Genomic DNA, 16,447 nt, shown 5'->3' with positions numbered 1-16,447 from the left:
GTGGCGTCGTGCACTGCACCGCCCCGGTGCGGACCGATCGCCAGACCGGTGGTCGACCGGTCCGGCCGTCGGCGCGCGTCCGCCCGACCCGACGATCCGCCCGCACCTGGGGTCGTCCACCCTGCCGCCGGTCGCCCGGCGTCCGGACCACCACTCGGACCGCCGAGAGCGGACCAGGAGAGAGGACCACTCCATGACGAACAGCAGTGGAACCGATCGCGACGACCACGCCGCGGGCGACGGCGACGCCGGGCACCGCGACCACCGGCGGGGCGGCGCGGCGCCGCTCGAGCGCCGCCAGGCCGTCGTCGACCGCGAGAAGGAGGAGCACGGCGGGATCAAGGTCGGCTCCGCGTTCTTCGGCTGGCTCGCCGCCACCGGGATGGCGGTCCTGCTGACCGCGATCCTCGTCGCTGCCGGCACCGCGGTCGGCCTGGCCGCCGTCGACGACGTCGACCAGACGCTCGACCAGGCCACCGGCCAGTCGGGCCAGGTCGAGACCATCGGGCTCGCCGGGGCGATCGCCCTGCTCGTCATCGTCTTCGTGGCCTACCTGTGCGGCGGGTACGTCGCCGGCCGGATGGCCCGCTTCGACGGCCTCAAGCAGGGCCTCGCCGTGTGGCTCTGGGCCGTGCTGATCGCCGTCGCCGTCGCCGTCCTGGCGGCCGTGGCGGGCGATGAGTACGACGTGCTGTCGAAGCTCAACAGCTTCCCCCGCCTGCCGGTCAACGAGGGGGACCTCGGTGTCGCCGGGACCGTCGCCATTGCCGCGGTCGCAGCGGCCAGCCTGGTCGGCGCGCTCCTCGGCGGCCTCGCCGGCATGCGCTTCCACCGCACGGTCGACAAGACCGGCCTCGGGCGCTGACGTGCCGTGAGCAGCCTGCACGGGCACGCGCCGGGACACGCGGCCGGCCCCGTCCGGACCGATGCCGGGCACGGGACATGAGGCGCTACGCGACGTGCTGGACCTGGGGCTGGGGTGCTGTCGCCGCGGTCCTGGGCGCCGTCGGCCTGCTCGTCGCCGGGCCCGTGCTCCCTGTGGCCCTGTCGCTGCTGACCCTGCTCACGGTCCTGGCGTGGAACCTCGGTCTGACGACGGACTCCCGCGCCGCCAGCCCCCACCCCTGGACGGCACCTCGGTTCCGCACCCAGCTCGCCGACGCGGCCAAGGTGGCCGTGTCCGTGGGTGCGCTCGCGGCGGCTGCGAGCGTCACCGGGCTCCTCGTGGTCCCGCTGTGCCTCCTGGCGGCCCTGACGTCGCCGTGGTGGTGCCGGGCGTGCCGGCGCCGGCTCGACCTCGTCACCGGCAGGACCCGCGAGCCGGGCGAGGAGACGATCGGGAGGGCGAGCGACGAGGTCGCCACCGACGACGAGGTGGCAGGGGCACGCCCCCACCCAGGTCTTGAGGCCCTCGACGACGCCGACCTCTGCCGCGGTTGGTGCCTGAGCTTCAGCGTCCTGAAGCTCGCCCGGACCACCTCCGAGCGACTCGAGGTGGCCCTCCTGCGCGAGGCGTACCTCGATGAGCTCGAGCGACGCCACCCCGAGGCGCTGCGCGCGTGGCTCGACGCCGGTGCACGACCGGCCAGCGACCCGGCCCACCACCTCCGAGCCGGCGGGACGACCGGCGCGGCCGGCCCCGCCCTCGAGCGCCCGGCACCGCTGGACTCGCACACGACGGACGAGCGGCGATCCGATGACTCAGCCTCCTGATCCGGTGCCCGCCGCCGACGTCCGGACACTCCTGGCCGAGTACGTCACCTCCAGCGCGGTGAGCATCCACGCACGGCTCGGCGACGTGGCCGGGGTGGCGGTGAGCGGTGTCGACCACACCGGGCGCCGGGCGATCGGCACCAGCACCGCGCTGGCGGCGACGATCGATCGGATCCAGGCCTCGATCGGTGTGGGACCGACCTTCACCGCCCTGGAGGAGGGGCGCACGCTGCACGTGCCCGATCTCGCCGCCGAGCGCCGATGGGGCGGGTACGGGGTGGTGGCGGCCGAGCACGGCGCGGCGTCGTGCATCGCGGTGCCGGTGCTGGCCGGTCAGCGGCCCGTGGCCGTGCTCGAGGCGTACGCCTCACGGACCGGCGGGTTCGGCGACGTCCAGCGCGCGACCGCGGCCCTCGTGGCGCGCGAGCTGGCCCGCGCCGTCCCGATCGCGATGGACCTCGCCAGGCACGCGGCCGTCCTCGACGACATGACGGCACTGATGGTGAACCGCCGGGTGATCGACCTCGCCCTGGGGATCCTGATGGAGCGCGCCCAGGTGACGGCGGCGACCGCCTTCGCCCTGCTGAGGACCCAGTCCCAGCGTCACAACGTCAAGGTCCACGAGATGGCACGGCACGTCATCGCCTCGATCCCGGGTGCCGCGGGCGACGACGCGATCCCGGTCGTCGCTCCGGAGTCCGTCGGGCCCGGAGCCGAGCGTCACCTGTTCGAATGAAATGGCGTCGGACGCCGGAGGGTGGGGTTGGTGACCGTTGTGGTGGCGGCGTGTTCGCCGTAGGTTGAGCACGTCATAGTCATGACGCCATCCCGGACCTGGTGGTGCGCCCCCGAGGCGCAACCGTGCGTTCTGAGCCCTCGTCGCCCCTGCCTCACGGCGGCGAGCGGGTCAGCTCGCCTCACCCGGGAGGTTTCCGATGTTGGTCGGAAGTGCTGATTTCCTGTCGTCCCCCCGCGACGACCGTCCCGCCGCGGTCGAGTCGCTGCACGAAGGCGGTGAGACCGGACCCGATCCGTCCTGCGGCAGGCCGGCACTGCTGCCCCGGGAACGCGTCGTCCTCGACCTGGTCGCGCTCGGGTTCGCCAACCACGAGATCGCCGCCAGGCTCGGGCTCTCCCAGGCCACGGTCAAGCGGCACGTCAGCCGGGGCTACCGCAAGATCGGCGTCACCACCCGTGCCGAGGCGATCGTGTGGGGTCACAGCGTTCGCGGCGAGTCCCCGGTCCCGTCGCCCGCGGTCCGGGTGCGTCGTGCGGGTGCCCGCCGCGACGACGGGTCCCCGCGGCCGTCGGCGATCCCGCCGCTGCTCACCACGGCGGCCCTGGCCAGGGCCCTCGAGCAGGACCTGGCCGAGCGGACCTGGGCGAACCCTCGTGACGCCCGTCCGGCCGAGACCCCGTGGCCGACCCACGACGACCCCGTCCTCCTGTTCCTGGTCCACCAGGCGGTTGCCGCGATCGCGGCCGGCGCCGACGCGGCCGACTCGATCCGGGGGCTGGCCGTGCGAGCGTGGTTCGAGGGCGGCGTCCAGGCCTACGACCAGGGTCAGCGCGACGCGCGCCGCCCGAGGTCGACATGACCACCGTGCGGGCGAGGTTCCCCGCTGTCCCCCCGACCGCTGCCGGACGGCCCCGGTCAGCGGGGTCCCGGTCTGGTTCGGAGAGCCCCGGGGAACCCCCGTCCTCGCCTCCGCCCAACCCGGGCGCGGCCGACCCGGACGACCCGCCCCCGGACAACCCCTCGGGCACCACCACCACGCACACGACGTCGCTCCGGTCCGCGGCACGAGCCGGCCGTCACGGCCGGGCACGGCAGCGGCCCGTGGGCTGCCGGTCCCGCTCGGTGAAGTCGTGACGCCCCGTGCGGTCTCGCTGCTCGTCGTCAGCCCCCGCAGCATCGTCAGCGCCGGGGTGGCCTCGATGCTCGGGGACGTGCCGGGCATCGACGTGCGCGTCGGTGGACCCGCCGAGCTGCGGCACCGGCCGCAGGTCGCGCTCGTCCATCTCGGTGCCACGGGCTTCGACGCGCTGGACCTGCCGGTCCTGGCACCACCGACGGTCGCCGTGATCGGTCTGACGGACTCCCAGCACGCGACCAGGGGGGCCGTGGACGGCGTCGGCAGCTACGTCGACCTCGGCTGTGCCGCCGCCGACCTGTCCGCCGCCGTGCTCACCGGCGCGCAGCAGGCTGCTGCGGCTCGCGCACCGCGTGGCGAGCAGGCGCTGGTCTCGGCGCTGTCGCCGCGGGAGTTCGAGATCCTCCTGGCGATGACCCGTGGTCTCAGCAACAACGCCATCGCGAGCGAGCTCTACCTCGGCGTGAACACCGTCAAGACCTACATCCGGTCCGCGTACCGGCGCATCGGCGCCCGCAACCGCAGCAACGCCCTGCTGTGGTGCGTGCGCAACGGGCTCGTCGCCCGCCCCGGCCCGGCCACCGAGAGCGATCGGCTGCGGGGCGCGTACCGCCAGGTCATGGCTCCTCGCCAGGGTGCTCGGACGTGACCGGCACCCGGCCCGCGCGTCGCCCTCGCTGACATGGCGGACGACGTGTCGCTCGCCCCGCGCCACAGCCTGACGAGGCAGCGGCTGCCAGGACCGGTTGCGCCCGCCGCCGTCCTCCGCCTGGCCCTCAAGCCGCAGTTCCGGGGGTGGTTGCACGCCGGGGCCAGTCCGGTGGTGCTGGCGGCGGGGATCGTCCTGGTCTGCCTGGCGCCCACGTCGTCCTCGCGGTGGGCCGCCGTCGCCTACGCCACCGCCGGCGTCATCGTGTTCGCCGTGAGCGCGGTCTACAACGTCGGCACGTGGAACGCCCGCGGGCAGGCGATCCTGCAGCGTCTGGACCACGGCTCCATCTACCTCGTCATCGCCGGCACCTACACCCCCATCGCCACGCTGGCCCTCGACGGCCCGAGGCAGCAGGTGTTCCTGGTCGGCGCCTGGGTGGCCGCCGCGCTCGGCATCGCCTTCCGCGTGCTCTGGCTCACCGCTCCGCGCGCCCTCTGCACCGGCCTCTACGTCGCGCTCGGCTGGTCGATCGCACCCTTCGTGGGAGACCTGGTCGCCGCCAGCCCGGCTGCCGGGCTCCTCACCGTCGTCGGCGGCGTCCTGTACACGGTCGGAGGCGTGATCTACGCGACCAGGTGGCCCGACCCCAGCCCCACCCGGTTCGGGTTCCACGAGGTGTTCCACGCCCTCACGATCTGCGCCTGGACCTGCCAGTACGTCGCGATCTCCATCCTCACGTACCAGGCATGACCCGCCGGGCCGTCCTGGGCGGAGCCCCCGCCCGGGGCCTCCTCGGCGGACCGGTGCCTGCGGTCCTCGCACGAGCCTTGCCCAGCTGCGGGTGAAGGCGGGTGCGAGGACCCGTCAGCGGGGACGAGTCCGTGGTGGCCCAGGTCCTTCCTGACCCCGATCGGTTCCCCCATGCGCGGGTCGACATGCACGCGCCGTGTGTCGCACCACACCCCCGCGGCGCCCCGTTCACCTGTTGAGGCGGGTCAACGGCACCCGCCGCCTGGGCACCGGCAGGGGAACGTCCACACCGATGTGACGTCGCACGACCACCACGGGCTCATCCCGATGGGGACGCAACCAAGGAGACACCATGTCGAACACCAACACGATCAACCACGACCACACCCGCCGCATCAGCAGCGAGACCAAGGCATCCTTCAAGACCACCGAGCTCATCGTCTTCGCGCTCGCCGTCGTCGGCGTGCTCGTCGCCTCGGCGATGTCCGACGGCGCCTCCGACTTCGGCCCGAAGGAGGCATGGTTCCTCGTGACCCTGCTGGCCATCGGCTACATGATCAGCCGCGGCCTGGCCAAGTCGGGGAGCCGTGACTTCTTCGACGACGGCAGCGACACCGACCGCCGCTGATCGCACCGTCCGGTCCGATCCGGACCGGTGACCTGCCCCAGCCGCTCCCCAGCGGCTGGGGCAGCTCGGCGTCCGGGCACGTCGTGCCGGGGTCTCACCGCCGGGTCGTCGGTGCGGGGGCTGGTGCCAGGTCGAGCATCTCGCGCAGCGCGGCGACATGTCCGTCGAACGCCGCGCGGCCGTCGCGGGTCAGGCGCGCCCGGACCCGGCGCCGGCGCTGGTGGGTGACCCGTTCGAGAGCCAGGTAGCCGGCCTCCTCGAGGGTGCCGAGCTGCTTGGACAGGGCGGAGTCGGACATCTGCAGCTCGTCCCGGATGAAGCCGAACTCGATCCAGTCACTGGCGGCGAGCAGCGAGACGATGGCCAGGCGGGTGCTGGGGTGGATCGTCTCGTCGAACCGGGCGGTCGTCACGGCAGCGCGGGTCGGCGGCCGGCCCGACGACGTACGGCGGCGAGCAGCCGGGGCCCGCCGAGGACGATGACCAGGGCGACGGCGACGCTCGCGATCGTCACCGGGTGCTGCGCCCCGTCGGCCTCGAGGACCAGCGAGCCCGCGACGGTCGCGGCGGTGAGCACCACCAGGGAGCCGACGATCAGCGCAGGCAGGTGGGGTGTGACGGTGCCGGCGCGGACCCGGAGTCGTCGGCTGGGCCGGCGGCCGGTGATGACCCCGGGTGCGACGGCGGCATGGGCGGTGGCGAAGAGGAAGGTGGCGATCGCGGTGGCGACCGGACGGTCGGTGTCGGCGAGCACCCCGAGCGCCACCCAGCCGGTGGCCAGCCCGGCCCAGTACCAGGGGGGTACGTCGACCTCGTCGATCACCCGACGCCGGCCGAGGTCGACGGTGGCGAGTGCCGATCGCGCGTCGTCGAGGTCGCGGTGCTGGTCCATGGCCGCTCACTTTCCGTAGTGGAAAGTCCAGTCTTGAGTTTCCGTGCTGGAAAGTCAAGGTCAGGCGAGGTCGATGCGCTCGCCGATGGTGACGGTGCGCAGCGTTCCCGGCAGGCCCCGGTCGGCCCAGGTGTCGACGAAGTCCTGCAGCGGCGAGCGGAACACGGGGTAGTCGTCGAAGTGGACCGGCACCGTCTCGCGCGGACGGAGCAGCTCGACGAGGTCGGCCCCCTGCCCGGCGTCCATGGTGACCGTCAGCCCCAGGATCCGGGTCCCGCCCAGGTGCGCGACCGCGGTGTCGAGCGGTCCGGTCCGCTCCACGACGTCCCGCAACCACGGCCGGAACAGGGTGTCGCCGGTGACGTACACGCGCCGCACCAGGGCGCCGGAGCGGTAGAGCTCGAGCACGCTGCCCATGACGGTGGGGAGCAGGTGACGCACCGGACCCGGGGCGTGCGTCCCGGGTGCGGACGTGACGCGCAGGGTCCACTCGTCCGACGAGACCTCGTCGCGCTGCCAGGTCTGCAGTCCACGGGACTCGCGGAACCCCCAGCGGCGCAGGGTCCTGGCGGCCCGCACCGTGGTGAGGACCGGGACCGTCCGGTCGAGCGAACGGCGCGCGACGCGGTCGAAGTGGTCGCCGTGCAGGTGGGAGAGGAGGACGAGGTCGAGGGCTGGGAGCTCGTCCGGCTGGACGTGCGGCTCGGTGCGGCGGCGCGACCACAGTCCCTTGCCGAGGTACGCGCGCTGGCCGCGGTGCAGGAAGTTCGGGTCGGTGAGCACGGTGAAGGGCCCGAGTCGCAGGATGGTCGTCGCCGTGCCGATGAACTCCAGCGACGCCTCGATGTGGTCGTCCATGACGACCGGTACCCGTCGCGGGCGCCGTTGATCACGACTGGTCCGTCGGGATCGGCGGGACGGGCCCGGCCGGCGGATGACCCGGCTCGGCTGCCGGGGGCTAGCGTCGGGGCATGTCGGACGTCGGCGCCTGTCCCAAGCACATGACCTTCGGGCCGTGCGGTGGGGTGCGGGACGACGCGAGCTGCGAGATGTGGACCCAGCCGTGCCCGTTCGCCGAGCGCACCGGGGCGGTGCCGTGGATCGACCCGCCGTCGGGTCGGCCGGGAGGGACGACGCGCCCGGTCTCCGAGCTCGGCGCCGCGTGGGCGGGTGGCCGGGCGATCCTCACGGACCTGACGCTCCCGCCGTACGACGCCGACGCGGTGGCGGCGATGACGCGGGTGCTGGCCGGCTCGTGCGACGCGTTCCTGGTCGGTGAGCACCAGCACCGTCCGGACTTCCCGCCCGCGGTCATGACCCGGCTGGTCCGCGACGCCGGGGGAGTCCCGTGGGTGACGCTGGCCTGCCGCGACCGCAACCGCGTGGTGCTCGAGCAGGAGCTGGCCGGCCTGGCCCTGGCCGGGGTGGACGGCGTCCTGTGCGTCACCGGCGACGGGCGGGCTCCGGGCGTGCGACCCGACGTCACCCAGGTCTTCGACCTCGACGGCACCCGGCTCGCGGCGCTCGCCGCGAGCTTCGGGCACGTGGTCGCCGTCCCGGAGTCACCCGAGGCGTTCCCGCGGTCGGTCCGCGCGCCACGGCTCGTCGAGAAGCAGCGCGCGGGTGCCCACGTGGCGATCCTGAACCACGTCGGGCGCCCGGCCACGGCGGCGGCGTTCGTCGCCTCCGCCCGCGACGCGGGCCTGGAGATACCGGTGATCGCCGCGGTGGCCGTCTACACCGACGAGTCGTCGGCGCGCGGGTTGCAGAACTTCCCCGGGCTGAGCATCGACGACGAGCGCATCGCCGCCGTCCTGGCCGCGTCCGACGTCCGGGCCGCCGGGATCGAGGCGGCCGTCGACGAGGCCGTCGCGCTGCTGGCGATCGACGGCGTGGTCGGGGTCAACCTGTCCGGCCGTGGCACCTCGCTCGGCGAGATGCACGGCGCCGAGATCAAGGCCGAGATCGGTCACCGCATCAGGGAGGCGACATGAGCGACGACTCGATGGTCGAGGAGTTCGACACCTACGCGACGTGGACCGCGGACGCCGTCGACGAGCTCGGCGACGCGCACGCGCTGCCCGCGGCCTGCCGGGGCAGCGGGAGCCCCGCGGTGCTCGACTGGTTGGCGGACCGGATGGGCCTCGGGCGCGGTGCGCGACTGGTCGACAGCGGCGCCGGCGTCGGCGGCCCCGCGCAGTACGTCGCCGAACGGCTCGGCGTCCGGCCGACCCTGGCCGAGCCGATGCCCGGCGCCTGCCGGGCCGCGGCGCGGCTGTTCGGCCACCGGGTCGTCGTGGCCGACGGGGCGGCACTGCCGTTCCCGGACGCGTCGTTCGAGACCGCGTGGTCGCTCGGGGTGCTGTGCACCGTCGAGGACAAGGTCCGGCACCTGGCCGAGCTGGCCCGCGTGGTCGAGCCCGGCGGAGCCGTGGGGCTGCTCGTCTTCGTCCGCACCGTCGACCGGCTGCCCGAGCAACCCGACGGGAACTCCTTCCCCGACGCGGTCGAGCTCGAGACCGAGGTGCGGCGGGCCGGGCTGGACGTCGTCGCCCGCGCCTGGGCGGGCGACCTGCCGACGGCTCCCGACAGCTGGGACCGGGCCGTGGCCGAGGTGGAGGACGTCATCGAGCGCGACCACCGCGGCGAGGCCGGCTTCGACACCGCCCGGCGTCAGTCCGCGCAGATCGGTGGACTCATCGCCGACGGTCTCGTGGCCGGGCGGCTCGTCGTCGGCCGCAGGCCGGGGCGGCCCTGACGCCAGCCCCCGGGGCCGGGAGGACTACCGGACGACGGCGTCGATCGTCTTCTTCAACGCGCTCGGCGCGGCCGGCGTGCGTGGTGCCTTCTCCTTGGCTGCGAGCATCTCCGCGCCGAGCTCCTGCAGCTGCTTGCGGCCCAGGCCCTCGCGCACCTGGGGGAACCACTCCTGCTCCTCCTCCTCGATGTGGTGGCGGACGTTCTCGATGAGCACGGTGGTCTTGGCGGTGAAGCGCTCGGCGTCGGGCTTCATCGCGACGAGCTCCGTCACGAGCACGTCCGCGACGTGGTGCTCCTCGTAGGACTCCAGGATGTCGTCCTCGAGGTCGGGGAGGAGCTCACGCACCCGGGGGTACATGACCTCGTTCTCGATGTAGGTGTGCACCGTGAGGAGCTCGATGATCTTCGTGACCAGCCGGCCCTTCTCGACGTGGGCCGCGTCGCCGGCCTTCTCGAAGGCCTTGAAGGTGGACAGGATCTCCTTGTGGTCGTTCTTCAGCAGCACGATCGCGTCGGTCGACATCGGTGGTCCGTTCGGTAGGGGGTGGGCCCTGTCGATCATCGACCGCTCGTCGAGGGCGTGGACACACCCGCGGAGGGGACTGACCTCGACCTCTCCCGGACCGCAGCCCGCGAACGACATCGCGGTGAGGACCTGGCCCAGGAGACGCCGGCCCGGCGAGCCGACGCGCACCGACCCGGTGCTCGACGCCGACGAGCTGGTCACCAGCACCGCGTGGTCGGACTGAGCGGTCGGGCCCGAGCCCGTCGACGGGCGCACGGCCAGGGAGCACGGGCCAGCGAGCTACGACCGGGTGGCCGTGATCCCGCCGTCGACCGCGATCGTCGCGCCGTGCACGTAGGCCGCCTGGTCGGAGACCACCCACGCGACCGCGGCGGCGACGTCGTCCGGGGTGCCGGGCCGGCCGGCCGGGGTGCCCGCGGTCATCTGCACGACGACGGCGTCGCTGTCGTCGTTGATCGGGGTGCGGGTGGCGCCCGGGGAGACGGTGTTGACGCGGATCCCGCTCGGGCCCAGCTCGGCGGCCCAGCTGCGGGCCAGCTGCTCCTCGGCGGCCTTGGTGGCGGAGTAGAGGCCGACGAAGGCGTGACCGACGGTGGCCATCCAGGATCCGATCACCGCGATCGCGCCGCCGCCGGCCTCGATCATCGGGGGCGCCAGGGCGGCGGTGAGGACGTGCGGGGCCCGCACGTTGACCGCCAGCGTCGCCTCGAGGTCGGCGTCGGTCAGCGCGAATGTGTCGACCGGCGGGCAGAGCGCGGCGTTGTGCACGAGCAGGTCGACCGGACCGCCGAGGGCCTGGGCCCAGTCGCGCGCGGTCTCCCGGAGGTGGTCCGGCGCGCCGGTCAGCTCGGACGCCACGAACGCGGCGGACCCGCCTGCCCGCCGTACGTCGTCGACGACGGCGGCGCCGCGGGCGGCGTCGCGACCGGTGACGACGACGTGTGCGCCGCGGGCGGCGAGGAGGCGGACGGTGGCGGCTCCGATGCCGCTGGTCGAGCCGGTGACGACGGCGCGGCGTCCGGCGAGGGAGAGGGAGGAGTCGTGGACGTGCTGGGTGGTGGTCATGGCTCCAGTCGACCGGACGGTGACGGCGGGGGCCAGGGCGAGCCGTACCTGGTCACGGCACGACCAGGCACGACGCCGTGACCGCTCCTAGGCTGGGGTGGTGCCCGCCGACCGCTCCGCCCTCGGAGCCTTCCTCCGCTCCCGGCGCGACCGGGTGACACCGGCTCAGGCCGGGATCACGGCGTTCCCCGGCGCCCGCCGGGTGCCGGGGCTGCGCAAGGAGGAGCTCGCCGTGCTGGCCGGGCTCAGCGCGGACCACTACAGCCGGATCGAGCAGGGCCGGCAGCAGACGCTGAGCGACGACGTCCTGGACGCGCTGGCCCGCGCGCTGCAGCTCGACGACGTCGAGCGGGCCCACCTGCGCGACCTCGCCGCCCCCTCCCGGCGACGCTCGGCCCCGTGGGAGGTGCCGCAGCGCGCCGACCCCGGTCTGCTGCGCCTGATGACCACGCTCGACCACGTCCCCGCCCTGCTTCTCGGCCGCCGCGGTGAGGTGCTCGCCCGCAACCTGCTGCTGCCGGCCGTCCTCGGGGACGAGATGCCGCCCGGGTCGTCGTTCGTGCGGTGGCTCTTCCTCGACCCGACGGCTCGCGAGCGGATCGTGAACTGGTCCGACTTCGCCGCGGCCGCGGTCGGCGCGCTGCGCTACGAGGTCGGTCGTCATCCGCAGGACCGGAGGCTGGCCGCGCTCGTCGCCGACCTCCGCGACCGCGACGCCGACGTCGCACGCTGGTGGGACGACCACGGCGTCACCGACCGCACGTCGGTGCCGAAGCAGGTCGCGCACCCCCAGCTCGGCGTGCTCCGGTTCACGATCGAGGCCCTGACCACGCCACACGACCCCGAGCAGCGGCTCGTGGTCTACACCGTCGAGCCCGGGTCGGAGACGGCGCGCGCCCTGCCGCTGCTGGCCTCGTGGCAGGCCACGACCGGCGCGAGGGCGTAGGCGCCGCTGCCACACCGGCCCGGGTCGGACGGTGCCGGTGCGACCCGGGGAGGGTCGCTCCCTGTCGTCGGCGCGGGCAGGGGGAGCAGGATGTGGGCATGCCCACCGACATCGAGGTCAGCTACGCGGCGGTCCGCGGCACCCCGACGTTGCCGTCGGGTCGTCCGGTGCTCACGTGGGGCACGCACCCCGAGCACGGCACGGGGTGGACGCTGTGGCACCTGGTCGACCCCACCTCGGAGTCGGCCGAGGTCGCGGACTACTTCATCCCGGGCGACCTGCCGGACATCGACCTCGTCGTCCGGTCGGCCCAGGCCTACCTCGACCACCGCCGCTCCCGCTAGCCGCGGGACGGCGGCGCCTCCGGGGTCGGGGCCGTTCCCACCGTCGTTCCCACCGTCGTTCCCGCCGGCACGACGGCCGGAGCGAGCGCGTCACCGACCGACCCAGACCGGCGCGCGCCCCTCGGCGAACGCCCGCACCCCCTCGCCGGCGTCCTCCGAGGCCAGCGCCCGCCCGGCCAGGTCTGCCTGGCGGGCGAACGCCTCGTCGACCGCCCAGCCGGGGGCGGCGCAGACGATCTCGCGACTGACCGCCACCGACAGCGGGGCGTTGGCCACGATCGAGTCGGCCAGCGCGAGGGCCGCCTGCAGGCTGGTCCCCGGCTCGGCCAGGACGTTGACGAGACCGAGGTCGTGGAGCCGCCGGGCCGGCACCGGGTCGCCGGTGAGCGCCATCTGCATGGCGACGTTGCGCGGGAGGCGCTGGGTCAGGCGCAGGACGCCGCCCGCAGCAGCGGCGAGCCCGCGCTTCGGCTCGGGGAGGCCGAACGTCGAGTCGGTGGCGGCGACGATCAGGTCGGCAGCCAGCGCGAGCTCGCACCCGCCGGCCAGCGCCGGGCCCTCGACCGCGGCGATCAGGGGCTTGGTGAGCGGGAGGCCCGTCAGGCCGAGCGGACCGCGCCTCTCGGTGATCGGGAACTGGCCGGAGGCCGCGGACCTGAGGTCCATCCCGGCACTGAACACGCTCGTTCCGCCGGTGAGGATCGCGATCCTCACCTGGTCGTCGGCCTCGAAGGCGTCCACGACCCGCTCGAGCAGCTCCGCGGTCGCGAGGTCGACGGCGTTCCGGCGCTCGGGCCGGTTGAGGGTGATGACCCGGACCGCTCCGTGGTCCTCGACCAGGACCGGCATCGGCGGGGGCGGGGACAGCTCGGCCCTGCCCTCCTCGAGGACGGTCAGCTCCTCGCCCGCCACGGCGACCGTCCACCCGAGCGGGTCGTGCGACTCCAGGTGGTGCACCAGGCCAGGGTCGGTCACTCGGACGAGACCTCGGGAGCCGTCGGCGGTGATGGCGCTGACGATGGCCGACTCGGGCCCTCCGGCGCGGTCGTAGGACACCGTGCAGGCCTCCACGACGGCCGGCCCCTCCCACTCGCCCACCGCGGGCCGGCGCGCCTCGATCGGCACCGTGGGACGCAGGTCCGCGAACGGCACGGCCGGCGGCGTGGCGGAGAGCAGCGCGGCGGCGTGCTTGGTCGCGTACCAGCCGAGCGAGGTGGTGAGTCCGAACGCCTCCGGCCTCTCCCGGAGCCGCGCCACGAGCGTCGCCACGGCGTGGCCCCCGTAGTTGTTGCCGGGTCCCCCGCCGAAGGTGAGACCCCCGGTCACCGAGAGCGGCCGGGCCGGGTCACCGACCGGCAGCCCCAGCTCGTGGGCGGCGAGCTGGACGGCGGCGGGGAAGCACGAGTACAGGTCGACGATCTCGACGTCGGCGATCGCCCGCCCGGTGTGCGCCCCCAACGACGCGCCGATGGCCCGGATGGCGGGGGAGCCGGCCAGGGACGCACGCTCGGAGACGAACCACTCGTCGTGGGCGGCCGCACCGGCGTGGAGGAAGACCCACTGCTCCTGGGGGATCCCTGCCTGCTCCGCCGCCGCGACACTGGTGACGATGATGCCGCTGGCGAGGTCGACCTGGAGGTTCGCGCAGAGCAGCTTCGGGTACGGCGAGGTCACGGGACGGTTGTCCGGACCGGGCGTGGCCAGCTCCTCGGCGGCGAAGGACGTCGGGAGCCAGGCGTGCTCGTTGGCGGCGGCGACCTCGGACAGCGACGACCACAGCCGGGTGATCTTCTCCTGGTGCACCTGCTTCGTGGTGCCGTCGCGCGCCCGGAGCGCCGACTCCATGAGGGCGTAGTTGTAGACGGGGGCGCCGAGCCCGACCCGGCCCTCGAGCTCGGTGTTCGCCTCGCGCTCGGAGCCCAGCGAGCGGGTCGGGCGGGTGCCGGGGTCCTGCTCGGTCCAGGCAGGGGTGGTGCCGTCGCGCTGGGCGCGCGCCAGGCTGGCGCCCGCCTCGGCGCCGACCACCAGGACCACGGCGGCCTCGCCCGCGCCGATCGCCCGACCGGCCTCGTTGACCACCAGCTGACCGCCGTCGCCCCCGAACCTCGCCGTCTGGAGGGTCACCGACGGCTCGGCGCCGACCCGGGCGGCCACGACGGCGGCCAGGTCCTGGTACTGCCACGAGGCGCTGGCGACCGCGTACACGGAGTCCGCCGAGGCGAGCAGGGCGGCGGCCCGCGTCGTCCCGGAGTCCTCGGCGGCCCGCCGCACGGCCGCGGCGGCCAGGTCGGCCGGCTCCCGCCACGGGGCGGCCGGGTCGCGCTGGACGACCTGGCCGACGCCGACGATCACCGGGGTCCGTGGATCGAGCGTGGCCCCCGAGGCCCGGTGCAGGACGGCCTTGCCGGTCCTGGGCCCGGACCGGCCGGTGGACGGACCCGCCTCGGCGGCGCGCGTGCGGAGGTTCTCCAGCGACAGGTGGAGCGCCTCGGCGATGCTCCGGGTGACCGAGGCGCCCAGGGGACCCTTCACCGGGTCTCCGGAGAGCCCGGCGTGGAGGACCACCCGGGTCCTGCGACCCACGGCGACGGTCGTCATCGCGAGTCCGAGCCTGAGACCCATCGGCCCCGTGCCGTCGAGCACCAGGACGGCGTCGTCGGCCCGCAGCACGGTCCAGGTCACCTCGGCGGGGATCCCCATGATCTTGAGCTGCTGCCCGTAGGTGCTCCCCTCGACCGCGTGGTCCGGAGCGGCCCCGCGCCAGCCGGCGTGCAGGGTCAGCCACGCCTCCTGGTGGGCGATGTTGCCGATGAGCTCCCGGGTCACCGCGGAGGTCGCGTCGAGCACGGACTCGGCCGAGACGGAGCGCAGGTGACCCTCCAGCTCGGGCGGGACCGGGTGCGGCCCCCCGCCGACGGCCTCGTCCGGCTCGCCGCCCTCCCTCGCGAGACCCGCAAGGCGGCGCAGCGGCTCGGGCAGGGCCCCGCCGACGACGTCCCTGACCAGGCCGGGCTCGCGGGCGACCAGGACGGCGACGTCGCGGACGGCCCTGGCCGAGCGCGCCGCTCTCCGGGCCGGCGTGGGGCGGCTCATGCGAAGCCCAGCAGCTTGGCGGCCAGGTCCCGCATGACCTCGGTGGCACCGCCGCCGATGCCCAGCACCCGGTTGTCCCGGTAGTGGCGCTCGATCTCGGACTCGCGCATGTAGCCCATCCCCCCATGGAGCTGGACGGCCTCGTCCACGACCCGCTTGGCGACCTCGACGGCCTGGTTCTTGGCGACCACCGCCTCCGCGAAGAGGTGCTCGCCCGCTGCGTGCCGGACGGCGAGGGAGCGGGTGTAGGTGCGGACCACCTCGATCTGCTCGTGCATCTCGACGAGCTTGTGCCGGACGACCTGGCGCTTGATCAGGGGCTGGCCGAAGGTGGACCGGTCCCGCGCGTGCTGGGCCGCGAGCTCCAGGCTGCGCGCGGCGAGGCCGTAGGCGTGGGCCGCGATCCCGATCCGCTCGGCCGCGAAGGCGTTCGCGACGAGCGCGAAGCCGCTGTTCTCCGGCCCGACCAGGTTCGCGACCGGCACCCGGCAGTCGGTGAACGACAGCTCCGCGGTGTCCGAGCAGAGCCAGCCCATCTTGTCGAGCCGGCGCGACACGGTGAACCCGGGCGCGTCGGTCGGGACGACGAGCAGGCTGACGCCCCCGGCGCCGGGGCCGCCGGTCCGGACGGCGGTGGTCACGAAGTCGGCACGGGTACCGGAGGTGATGAAGGTCTTCGCCCCGTTGACGACGTAGTGGTCGCCGTCCCGGACCGCGGTGGTCCGCAGCGCGGAGACGTCGGACCCGCCGTCGGGCTCCGTCATCCCCAGCGCGCCGATCGTGGTCCCGGCCAGCGTCGGGGCGACGAAGCTCGCGATCAGGTGCGGGTCGTTCACCTCGACCATGTGGGGCAGGGCGATCCCGTGGGTGAAGAGGGCGGCGTGCGCCCCCGAGCTGGCGCCCGCCTCGAACCAGGCCTCGGTCAGGACCAGGACGTCCACCGAGTCACCCCCGGCACCGCCGACCTCCTCGGCGAAGCCGACGCCGAGCAGCCCCGCCTCGGCCGCGCGCGCGTGCAGGCTGCGCGGGACGGCGCCGTCCCTCTCCCACTGGTCGAGGTACGGGGTCACCTCACGGCTCACGAACCGGCGGGTGCTCTCGCGCAGTGCCTGCCGCTCGGGGGTCTGGAGCTCCTGCATCGCTGGCGCCTTTCCGGGGCGGGTGGGCCTGGGACGGGCCCGTGGGCCAGAAACAGTACATGCGGA

Annotated in this window: 18 protein-coding genes; 11 read left to right on the top strand and 7 right to left on the bottom strand. The window is 74.5% G+C overall.

The genetic code is table 11. From position 1 onward, the window contains the following. The first annotated feature begins 193 nt into the window (after nt 1–193). From E4623_RS18590 to E4623_RS18565, 7 genes are all read left to right on the top strand, one after another. Nucleotides 194–865, top strand: a complete 672-nt coding sequence (locus tag E4623_RS18590) for a hypothetical protein (protein ID WP_134768042.1) — start codon at nt 194–196, stop codon at nt 863–865. 77 nt (nt 866–942) lie between these two features. Then, the gene (locus E4623_RS22795; protein WP_167736752.1) at nt 943–1,713 is read left to right on the top strand and encodes a hypothetical protein; all 771 of its coding nucleotides are present in this window, start codon (nt 943–945) and stop codon (nt 1,711–1,713) included. Then, nucleotides 1,697–2,449, top strand: coding sequence for a GAF and ANTAR domain-containing protein (locus tag E4623_RS18585; protein ID WP_167736751.1), 753 nt, complete (start codon nt 1,697–1,699; stop codon nt 2,447–2,449). The genes E4623_RS22795 and E4623_RS18585 overlap by 17 nt, the downstream gene beginning before the upstream one ends. Nucleotides 2,450–2,648: 199 nt before the next feature. Next, nucleotides 2,649–3,311, top strand: coding sequence for a helix-turn-helix transcriptional regulator (locus E4623_RS18580; RefSeq protein WP_134768040.1), 663 nt, complete (start codon nt 2,649–2,651; stop codon nt 3,309–3,311). 271 nt (nt 3,312–3,582) lie between these two features. After that, complete coding sequence (locus tag E4623_RS18575; RefSeq protein ID WP_134768039.1) at nt 3,583–4,236, top strand: response regulator transcription factor; 654 nt, start codon at nt 3,583–3,585, stop codon at nt 4,234–4,236. A gap of 33 nt (nt 4,237–4,269) precedes the next feature. Then, nucleotides 4,270–4,989, top strand: coding sequence for a hemolysin III family protein (locus E4623_RS18570; protein ID WP_134768038.1), 720 nt, complete (start codon nt 4,270–4,272; stop codon nt 4,987–4,989). A gap of 352 nt (nt 4,990–5,341) precedes the next feature. Then, nucleotides 5,342–5,617, top strand: a complete 276-nt coding sequence (locus tag E4623_RS18565) for a hypothetical protein (protein WP_134768037.1) — start codon at nt 5,342–5,344, stop codon at nt 5,615–5,617. Nucleotides 5,618–5,711: 94 nt separating this feature from the next. Here E4623_RS18565 and E4623_RS18560 read toward each other — a convergent pair whose 3' ends face one another. The 3 genes from E4623_RS18560 to E4623_RS18550 are packed head-to-tail and all read right to left on the bottom strand — an operon-like array spanning nt 5,712 to nt 7,366. Beyond that, a complete protein-coding gene (locus tag E4623_RS18560; RefSeq protein ID WP_134768036.1) occupies nt 5,712–6,029 on the bottom strand; it encodes a transcriptional regulator in 318 nt (105 codons plus the stop codon). Then, nucleotides 6,026–6,508, bottom strand: a complete 483-nt coding sequence (locus E4623_RS18555; protein WP_134768035.1) for a hypothetical protein — start codon at nt 6,506–6,508, stop codon at nt 6,026–6,028. The genes E4623_RS18560 and E4623_RS18555 overlap by 4 nt, the downstream gene beginning before the upstream one ends. A gap of 60 nt (nt 6,509–6,568) precedes the next feature. Further along, nucleotides 6,569–7,366, bottom strand: coding sequence for an MBL fold metallo-hydrolase (locus tag E4623_RS18550; protein WP_134768034.1), 798 nt, complete (start codon nt 7,364–7,366; stop codon nt 6,569–6,571). Nucleotides 7,367–7,479: 113 nt separating this feature from the next. Here E4623_RS18550 and E4623_RS18545 point away from each other — a divergent pair, with 113 nt between their 5' ends. After that, entirely contained in the window at nt 7,480–8,502 is a 1,023-nt protein-coding gene (locus E4623_RS18545) for a methylenetetrahydrofolate reductase (protein ID WP_167736750.1), read from the top strand. Beyond that, a complete protein-coding gene (locus E4623_RS18540) occupies nt 8,499–9,266 on the top strand; it encodes a class I SAM-dependent methyltransferase (RefSeq protein WP_134768033.1) in 768 nt (255 codons plus the stop codon). The genes E4623_RS18545 and E4623_RS18540 overlap by 4 nt, the downstream gene beginning before the upstream one ends. Before the next feature lie 24 nt (nt 9,267–9,290). On the opposite strand, the gene E4623_RS18535 is transcribed toward E4623_RS18540, so the two are convergent. Continuing rightward, complete coding sequence (locus tag E4623_RS18535) at nt 9,291–9,791, bottom strand: hemerythrin domain-containing protein (RefSeq protein ID WP_134768032.1); 501 nt, start codon at nt 9,789–9,791, stop codon at nt 9,291–9,293. Nucleotides 9,792–10,073: 282 nt separating this feature from the next. Continuing rightward, a complete protein-coding gene (locus E4623_RS18530) occupies nt 10,074–10,859 on the bottom strand; it encodes an SDR family oxidoreductase (protein WP_134768031.1) in 786 nt (261 codons plus the stop codon). Between the two features lie 100 nt (nt 10,860–10,959). Between E4623_RS18530 and E4623_RS18525 the strand changes: the two genes are divergently transcribed. Both E4623_RS18525 and E4623_RS18520 read left to right on the top strand, forming a co-directional pair. Next, the gene (locus E4623_RS18525) at nt 10,960–11,805 is read left to right on the top strand and encodes a helix-turn-helix transcriptional regulator (RefSeq protein ID WP_134768030.1); all 846 of its coding nucleotides are present in this window, start codon (nt 10,960–10,962) and stop codon (nt 11,803–11,805) included. Between the two features lie 98 nt (nt 11,806–11,903). Continuing rightward, a complete protein-coding gene (locus E4623_RS18520) occupies nt 11,904–12,149 on the top strand; it encodes a hypothetical protein (RefSeq protein ID WP_134768029.1) in 246 nt (81 codons plus the stop codon). Between the two features lie 90 nt (nt 12,150–12,239). On the opposite strand, the gene E4623_RS18515 is transcribed toward E4623_RS18520, so the two are convergent. Then, nucleotides 12,240–15,242, bottom strand: a complete 3,003-nt coding sequence (locus tag E4623_RS18515; RefSeq protein WP_209020755.1) for a crotonase/enoyl-CoA hydratase family protein — start codon at nt 15,240–15,242, stop codon at nt 12,240–12,242. Next, entirely contained in the window at nt 15,239–16,381 is a 1,143-nt protein-coding gene (locus tag E4623_RS18510) for an acyl-CoA dehydrogenase family protein (protein ID WP_134768028.1), read from the bottom strand. The genes E4623_RS18515 and E4623_RS18510 overlap by 4 nt, the downstream gene beginning before the upstream one ends. Nucleotides 16,382–16,447: the final 66 nt, after the last annotated feature.

This window comes from Nocardioides sp. 1609, assembly GCF_004522105.1.
In the GTDB taxonomy this organism is placed as follows: Bacteria; Actinomycetota; Actinomycetes; order Propionibacteriales; family Nocardioidaceae; genus Nocardioides.
This window is presented reverse-complemented; position numbering and strand designations above follow the sequence as displayed.